7 protein-coding genes are annotated in these 7923 nt (G+C 53.5%); 6 read left to right on the top strand and 1 reads right to left on the bottom strand.

All coding sequences use genetic code 11. The annotated features are described in order from the left end of the window. The first annotated feature begins 647 nt into the window (after positions 1-647). The 6 genes from AB5Y94_RS07765 (at position 648) to AB5Y94_RS07740 (ending at position 6620) form a co-directional block, all read left to right on the top strand. A complete protein-coding gene (locus AB5Y94_RS07765) occupies positions 648-1190 on the top strand; it encodes a fimbrial protein (RefSeq protein ID WP_337076838.1) in 543 nt (180 codons plus the stop codon). A gap of 99 nt (positions 1191-1289) precedes the next feature. After that, a complete protein-coding gene (locus tag AB5Y94_RS07760; protein WP_010635268.1) occupies positions 1290-1679 on the top strand; it encodes a hypothetical protein in 390 nt (129 codons plus the stop codon). A gap of 67 nt (positions 1680-1746) precedes the next feature. Continuing rightward, entirely contained in the window at positions 1747-4281 is a 2535-nt protein-coding gene (locus tag AB5Y94_RS07755; protein ID WP_017779285.1) for a fimbria/pilus outer membrane usher protein, read from the top strand. Between the two features lie 10 nt (positions 4282-4291). Then, positions 4292-5023 (top strand): molecular chaperone, encoded by a 732-nt coding sequence (locus tag AB5Y94_RS07750; protein ID WP_005308356.1) that lies wholly within the window; start codon positions 4292-4294, stop codon positions 5021-5023. A gap of 5 nt (positions 5024-5028) precedes the next feature. Then, positions 5029-6057: a fimbrial protein gene (locus AB5Y94_RS07745; RefSeq protein WP_042051507.1), complete on the top strand. Its 1029-nt coding sequence runs from the start codon at positions 5029-5031 to the stop codon at positions 6055-6057. 11 nt (positions 6058-6068) lie between these two features. Then, positions 6069-6620, top strand: a complete 552-nt coding sequence (locus tag AB5Y94_RS07740; protein WP_017785834.1) for a fimbrial protein — start codon at positions 6069-6071, stop codon at positions 6618-6620. Positions 6621-6622: 2 nt separating this feature from the next. Here the strand turns inward: AB5Y94_RS07740 and AB5Y94_RS07735 are convergent, their stop codons facing one another. Further along, positions 6623-7858, bottom strand: a complete 1236-nt coding sequence (locus tag AB5Y94_RS07735) for a transcriptional regulator (RefSeq protein WP_368205300.1) — start codon at positions 7856-7858, stop codon at positions 6623-6625. Positions 7859-7923 lie beyond the last annotated feature (65 nt).

Below are 7923 nucleotides of genomic sequence, written 5' to 3'. Positions count from 1 at the left end.
TACCTGATTACCTGATTACCTGATTACCTGATTACCTGATTACCTGATTACCTGATTACCTGATTACCTGATTACCTGATTACCTGATTACCTGAGCTGTTTTATGTATGAGGTCAAGGGTATTCAAGAAACAAAAAACGTGATCTGGAATTATTTTGTTGTTGTGTTTTTGTTAATTGCTGTTAAGCGGTTGAGGTTGTCTGATTTAAAATAATCCAATCCGTGTTTGCTATATGAACGATATTTATTTTACGGCATTCATAAATGTATTGTCATGGATGTAAGCAATTGTTTTTTATGTGTTTATAAAAGAATTTATAAAAATCAAAATGTATTTGATGTGCATCATATGAGTCGTTAATTTGTTCATCAAGCAAAAGCGGAGCACGGCTTTCTGCACAGACGACAAGGATGTATGTAGTTGTGCAGTTGAGGTGTAGCGGGAACTGCTCCTTATGCGGTGAGCTGCTTTTGCTTATTTAGATAAACCATAAAGGCACAGCAAGTTATTGATGCCGCCTCTCACCGGCTTAATGAGAGAAAAGGCACCGGCATGCTGTGCAGTATATCGCGGCATCACTGAAGATCGTGACTCCAGCATGATTGGAGTGATGCAGTACAACACACGTTAATGTAGGTATAAACGAATGAAAGCTAACAAAATTCTGGTTGCTATGGGTGTTGGTTCCATGCTGCTGTGCGGCACCGCTTTTGCTGCTGGCAACACCGGTTCAGGTAAAGTCACCTTCAACGGTGAAATCATCAACGCTCCTTGCTCCGTTGCTCCTGAGTCTGTTGACCAGGTAGTTGAAATGGGTCAGATCAGCACCAAAGAGCTGGCCAACGGTGGCGAGTCCAACTCCAAGCCGTTCAGCATCAAGCTGCTGAACTGTGAAATCTCCGATACTGAAGATGCCGTCAAGGTTACCTTCAGCGGTGCCAAAGACCCGGTAGATTCCAGCCTGCTGGTTATCGGTGGTGGTGACGCCGCTGGTGCCGGTATCAAGATGACCGCCCCGGGTGGTGCCGCTATCGTACTGGGTACCCCGACTGCCGCCTTCGGCCTGGTCAACGGTGACAACGAGCTGCCCTTCAGTGCCGTGCTGAAAGGTTATGCCGATCAGACCGCTAACCCGCTGAAAGCTGGCGCTTTCACTGCAGTGACCAACTTTACTCTCTCCTACGAGTAATCGACTGCCTTAACGTGTGATCAGGGTTGTGGTGGCTGATGCCACCACAACTTCACACCTTCTGTCTCCTCACATCGAACCTTGATCATGAAAACTTCAATGATGGCAGCCATGGTGCTGCAGCTGGTGATGATGGCGGGATCAGTCCACGCCAACGAGATTTCGGATGGGCTGGCCGAGTCGGGCTGTACCCTGGATGTGCAGCGCAGCATTCCTTTGCAGGCCAGGCAACCGGGCACGTTGAAAATCAGCGGCTGTCAGGTTGAAGGAGCAGCAGAGGCATCACTGCCTTTTATTTCCATGTCCGTGCGCGGTGCCATGAGCGATGAGCTTGGCATTCTCAACAACGGCCAATATCACAAGGTATCCGGCGAGAGCTTTATTATTTCGGATATCGTCAACAGTGATCTGGAATTCAATTTGGGTCTGACCAGCAGTCAACTGTTTTTTCCTGACAGTACGACGCTGTTTGAACTCAATTATATGTAAGCAAGCCAATTGCTTAGTGTAGATACCTCATTACGTGAGACCGTTATGCAATTCCTAGAGTAAATATATGAGCGTTTCAACATCAGACTCTGTGAGAAAAAAACATTATTCCAAAATGGCTTTTATGCTGTGCGTGCCCGGCCTGATGGCGGTGGCGAATCATGCATGGGCAGAGACGGAGTTTAATATTGATGCGCTCGATCTGGACGAACGGACCAAGATCGACCTCTCCCAGTTTGCCGACGAAGGCTACATCCTGCCCGGCGACTACTACCTCGAGATCGAGGTCAACAAGAACAAGCTGCCCCTGCAGAAAATCCCCTTCTACGAGACCGACACCGGCAAGGGGAAGGGCGGGGTGGCCTGCCTGCCGCAAGAGGTGATCCCCAAGCTGGCGCTGACCGACGAGGCCATCGCCAAGATCGACAGCTGGCACGACGGTCAGTGTGCCAACCTGCTGGCGCTGGACGGTGTGGTGATCGCCAACGACATCGGCAACGGCCTGCTGCGCATCGCCGTGCCCCAGGCGTGGATGAAGTACAGCGATCCCAACTGGATTCCGCCCGAGCAGTGGGATGAGGGGATCCCGGGGATGATGCTGGACTACAACATCAACGCCCAGATCAACGAGGGCGATGGCTACTCCAACCGCAACATCAGCAGCTACGGCACCCTGGGGTTCAACTACGGTGCCTGGCGCCTGCGCGGCGACTATCAGGCCAATGCCTACTGGGGCGACAACGATCGGACCACTTCCGAACTGAACCGCATCTATGCCTATCGTCCGCTGCCGAACATGGCCGCCAAGCTGACGGTGGGCGAGCAGCAGCTCAACTCCCAGCTGATCGATGGCTTCCGCTATACCGGCGTCAACCTGGCCAATGACGAGCGCATGCTGCCGCCGAGCCTGCAGGGCTATGCGCCGGAAGTGAGCGGCATCGCCAAGACCAATGCCAAGGTGACCATCTCCCAGTCCGGTCGCATCCTCTATGAGACCAACGTACCGGCCGGTCCGTTTCGCATCCAGGGGCTGGACAGCTCGGTGCGCGGCCGTCTCGATGTGCGGGTGGAAGAGCAGGATGGCAGCGTCAACTCGTTCCAGGTCGACACGGCAACCGTGCCCTATCTGACCCGTCCCGGCTATGTCAGATACAACCTGGCGGTCGGCGCACCTTCCGAACAGACGGACTCGGTGCACGATGTGCACGGCCCTGCCTTCGTCACCGGTGATTTCTCCTGGGGGGTGGCAAACTCCTGGTCGCTCTATGGCGGCAGTCTGGTTGCGGGTGAATACAACTCCATGGGGCTGGGTATCGGTCGCGATCTCTATGCCTTCGGTGCCATCTCGGCTGACCTGACCCAATCCATTTCCAAGCTGCCCGGCCTGTCGACCAAGATTGGCCAGTCGGTGCGGGTGAACTACGCCAAGCAGTTCGATGAATACAACAGCTCGATCACCTTCGCCGGCTATCGCTTCTCCCAGCATGACTTCATGACCATGTCGCAGTTCCTCAATAACAAGGATCGGCTGGAGAAGAACGAGAACACCTCGAGTGATGACTACAACAACTGGGGTGACAAGGAGCTCTACACCATCACCGCCAACAAGACCTTCTGGGCGGATGATGCGGCCAAGGCGCTGACCGTCTACCTGGACTACACCCACAGAACCTATTGGGAACATGACGCCGAGGATCGCTACGGCCTCACCATCAACAAGAACGTGAACATCGGCAGCTTCAAGGATGTCTCCGTCTATGTGTCGGCCTACAAGACCAAGACCGAGAACTACGAGGATGACAAGAGCGTCATGCTGACCCTGAGCATGCCGATCGGGGACAGAAAGAGCGCGGGATACAGCGTGCAGTCCTCCAACGGCAAGGTGACCCACCTGGCCACCTATCAGGACTACAGCCGGCCGGATGACACCTATCAGCTGGGGGCGGGCGTGCAGAGCAATGGCCACGCCGTGGCGCGGGGTTACTACAACCACAACAGCGACATCGGGGCGGTCAGCCTCAATGCCTACAGCGTGCAGAGCGAGTACACCTCGGTCGGTGCCAGCCTGCGCGGCGGCCTGACGGCGACCGAGCACGGGGCGGCCCTGCATCAGGCGACCCGTCGTGGCGGCACCCGCATGATGGTGGATACCGACAAGACCTCCGGCGTCTCCTTCAACAACGGCCGCGCCGTGACCAACCGCTTTGGCGTCGCGGTGATCAGCGACATGACCGACTATCGCAAGAGCGACACCCGGGTCGATGTGGATCAGCTGAGCGACGACATCGATGCGATGAACGCCATCAAGCAGGGGACCCTGACCGAGGGGGCAATTGGGTATAATGCCTTCGAAATCGCCGAAGGATTCAAGCTGCTGGCCAACGTCAAGCTGTCCGATGGCTCAGTGCCGCCGTTTGGTGCCACCGTCGTCAGGGATTCCGGCCGGGTGCTCTCGGTGGTGGATGAAGATGGCCTGGTCTATCTGACCGGGGTGAAACCGAATGAAGCGTTTGAACTCTCCTGGGGCGGCGCCCGCCAGTGCAAGATAGTGGCACCGCAACAAGTAACCGATCTGTCGATGAAGACTCTCACTTGCAAGTAATGGGATACCGATGAAAAAGCTGCTCTCTTATACCTGTCTGGCCGTGCTGGGCATGACCTCGCTCAACGTCAGCGCTGCCATCGTGCTGGACCGTACTCGCGCCGTCTATCCGGGTGGTGCCAAGTCCATCAGCCTCAACATCAAGAACGAGAACCAGAAGCTGCCCTATCTGGCGCAGTCCTGGATTGAAGATGCCCAGGGGCAGAAGATCTCTTCACCCTTCGTGGTGCTGCCGCCGGTACAGCGGGTGGATGCCAACCAGAAGTCCATCGTGCGGATCGCCAGCGTGCCGGCCATCGACAGCCTGCCCAAGGATCGCGAGTCGATCTACTACTTCAACCTGCGCGAGATCCCGCCCAAGAGCGAGAAGAGCAACGTGATGCAGATTGCCGTGCAGTCCAAGATCAAGCTGTTCTACCGCCCCGAGGCCATTTTGCCCGAGCGCGGCGCCATCTGGCAGGATCAGGTGCTGATCACCAAGCAGGGCAAGGCCCTGCAGGTGAACAACCCCACCCCTTACTACATCACCTACGTGGGCCTGGGCCATCCGCAGGGCAAGGGGAGAACCGCCATCAAGGGCTTCTCCGCCTTTATGGTGGCACCCAAGTCCGAGCAGACGGTCAACATCCCGGAAGCGCTGGGCAATGAATTTGTGATCAGCTACGTCAATGACTACGGCGGATATATGGATATCAAATACCAGTGCGCAGGCAATGCCTGTAAAGCCGTGAAGAGCGAGTAAGGCCTATGCTACGTTCCATCTTCTGTTCAAGCCTTATGCTGTTTGCAGGAACGGCATTGGCAAATGGCTATGTGACGCCCAACCCAACCCATGATTACTATATATCGTTGGATAAGGCTGATATTCAAAACAAACCTGATTTTACTACCAAGGCGTTTGAGTGGAACTTGGGGGGGCAATATTCGGGTATCGTTACCTGCCCGGATAGAAGCATTCCACAATCTCCAGTGTACTATAAGGCGACCATGACGGATGGCTTGCCTCAAGCCGGTGATGGTTTTGTAAAACTAAATGACTTTCTGGATATGAAGGTCGAAATTTGGATAGCTGGTTGGAAGAAAAAGTTTGTTACGGCCCCATTTCCTAATGAAAGTAATGATTACCCAAATTACTCTTGTACTAAAGGAAAAGAGACAAGAATAAATAATTTCGAAAGTGGTAGCCGTGGGCGAGTAACCTTCCGTGTAAGAAAACAAATAATTAATGGTGTGCAAATATCGGATCGTCAAGTCGTAGAGATGTATGGCCGCTTAGGCTCTACTACTACAGATTTCAATAATTTGCCAATGTCTCGAATTACGATTACATCTGCAATTTTATATGTGCCGGAAGAATGCGTGATTAACGGTGGGCAGACTATTGAAGTGGAATTTGGTGATTTGCCAGGCTCGGGATTGGATGGGAATAATTTTGAAAAGACGGTCCCTCTGACATTTCAATGTCGCGGTGGTGTTTTCGAAGGGGATGCCTTGAAGATCAATCTTGGTATTTCTGGAAAACCAACCTCTTTCAATCAAGACTATCTGCGGACAACTCGGGATGGCTATCAGGGTGGAAATGTCATTTCCGATTTGGGCATAAAGTTCAAGCAGCTGGATGGTTCTCAGCTGAATTTAAATACATTTTATCCGGTTTCCATGCAAGGAAACATTGGTGACTGGGGCTTTATCGCCGCGCCGATAACACCGGTAGGCGCTGATATTCCTGCGGGTGACTTCTACGCCACCGCCACCATAGTTGCCGAATTTCAGTGAGGAGTTGTCATATGTTGCGGACATTGTGGATAGGCCTGGCGCTGTGCCCGCTGTTGGCGGTAACGGCAGCTCCCCGTGCCAGCAATGATCTGGAGTTGCTTGGCAACACGGTCCACCTCCATGGCCGGATCATCGATCAGCCGTGCGAGATTGCTCCCGAATCCATCGAGCAGGAGGTCGAGATGGGGGTGGTCGACGTGAAGGAGCTCTATGCCAATGGGGCCGGGGTCCAGGTGCCTTTCTCCATCCGGCTGACCAACTGCAAGCCGGGGATCTTTCGCATGGCCAAGGTGACCTTTACCGGCTCGCAGGATCCCCAGCTCAGCGGCGGGCTGGCGTTTACCGCCGGGATGGCCAAGGGCGCCGGGATCCGCCTCTATGACGTGACCCAGTCACCACTGGATCTGGGCACCCCCTCCCGCGGTTATCTGCTGGGCGGCGCGGCAGACAATGAACTGCAGTTCTTTGCCCGGGTGGAAGCGCATCCGGACGCGCTGGCTGCCAAGACCATCCAGCCCGGGGATTATTCCGCCGTGGCCAACTTTATCGTTGCCTATGAATAAGGTCAGAAGTCATTGCGCTGAATGACCTTTGAATTACCCAGACTGGGCCAGTTGATGACGCCGCCCAGATAACTGGAGAGGTAAATGCCCCCCGGCAACTGCACAAACTGTGCTTTCTGTTTGGGGGGGGTCAAGGCGGCCACCAGGGTTGCCACCATGCCGTTATTGGTCAGTGCCTTTTGATCGATGTAATTGACGATGGTATTTTTTACCTCTACCGAAATATCGCCATCATCCCGCTCCAGATCCCCGACGGAATCCAGATTGAACAGCGTCTGACCCTGGCTGTCGGTAGCTATAATGGTTGCCACGACTATTTCACGACTCAGCGTAACAATGAACTTGTTCTTTCTGGTCAGCTCAACCCAGTTGTCCGGCGCCTGGCAATTGCTGTGATATCGAACTGTGGTGTCGGTATTGTTGTAATAGTTGTGGGAAACATTATTTCCCTGCTGAGCCATGGTGGAAATAACGCATTGCACCTCTTCGGCAAGCGGATGACCATTGCGCAATAAAAAGACATTTTCTGACAGCTGGCGACTGTTGTTGTCGATGGAGAAATAGCTGATGGCTTCTTTGCCGACCAGCAGGGATACCTGTTCATCATCCTTGCGCGAAATTTTCTTGACCAGCGGTGAGAGCGCATCGATCTTTACCTTCAATGCTTGCTCGGTATCACTGGTCATATAAAGAGAGACATGGCCAAGATTGATGGTGCGCAGCGTATTGGCCGTGGCATAGTGATATATGCTGATGACCAGCGCGGTCAGCGATGCCAGCAAGAGTGCAACCAGCAAAATACGCTGCGGGCTGAAATAGCGATCATATTTACGGCGGGTATATTGCCGTCTTACCTGGGGCACATTGGCGGTTGCGATCGTCTGAATTTCTTCATTCGGCACTGCCTCCTCGGTTTCTCCGGCCACTTCAATGGGGGCGCAGAAGATATATCCCACCCGCGGGATAGTATCGATCGCATCCATCAAACCGAATGATTCCAGCTTTCGTCTCAACGAGAGGATCTGCCGGTTCAGGTTGGTGTCGGTATTGTCCTGGTTCGGCCACAAGGCATCCTGCAGCTTACTTCTGGCAATGACAGTACCTGCCTCATCACACAGCATCTCGAGCAGCTCGGCTTCCTTGTTGCTGAGCTTGATGTCCTTGTCTCCTTTCGAGAGTCGGAATATTGCAGCGGAGAAAAAGATATCCTCTGCAATTTTATAATTTTTGTTACTCATGTGTGACTCGTCTTACTGCCAAGGAGAGCATTTTACCACCATGCAGTCTTTGTTCAAATAATGGG

The organism is Aeromonas sp. s5 (assembly GCF_040907865.1).
Lineage (GTDB): Bacteria > Pseudomonadota > Gammaproteobacteria > Enterobacterales > Aeromonadaceae > Aeromonas > Aeromonas dhakensis.
Note: the sequence above shows the minus strand (reverse complement) of the source record. Positions and strands in the feature narration are given on the sequence as shown.

Excerpts from the sequence above, each read along its gene's own strand:
- AB5Y94_RS07765 (WP_337076838.1), top strand. The coding sequence starts at position 648 with ATGAAAGCTAACAAAATTCTGGTTGCTATGGGTGTTGGTTCCATGCTG.
- AB5Y94_RS07760 (WP_010635268.1), top strand. The coding sequence starts at position 1,290 with ATGATGGCAGCCATGGTGCTGCAGCTGGTGATGATGGCGGGATCAGTC.
- AB5Y94_RS07755 (WP_017779285.1), top strand. The coding sequence starts at position 1,747 with ATGAGCGTTTCAACATCAGACTCTGTGAGAAAAAAACATTATTCCAAA.
- AB5Y94_RS07750 (WP_005308356.1), top strand. The coding sequence starts at position 4,292 with ATGAAAAAGCTGCTCTCTTATACCTGTCTGGCCGTGCTGGGCATGACC.
- AB5Y94_RS07745 (WP_042051507.1), top strand. The coding sequence starts at position 5,029 with ATGCTACGTTCCATCTTCTGTTCAAGCCTTATGCTGTTTGCAGGAACG.
- AB5Y94_RS07740 (WP_017785834.1), top strand. The coding sequence starts at position 6,069 with ATGTTGCGGACATTGTGGATAGGCCTGGCGCTGTGCCCGCTGTTGGCG.
- AB5Y94_RS07735 (WP_368205300.1), bottom strand. The coding sequence starts at position 7,858 with ATGAGTAACAAAAATTATAAAATTGCAGAGGATATCTTTTTCTCCGCT.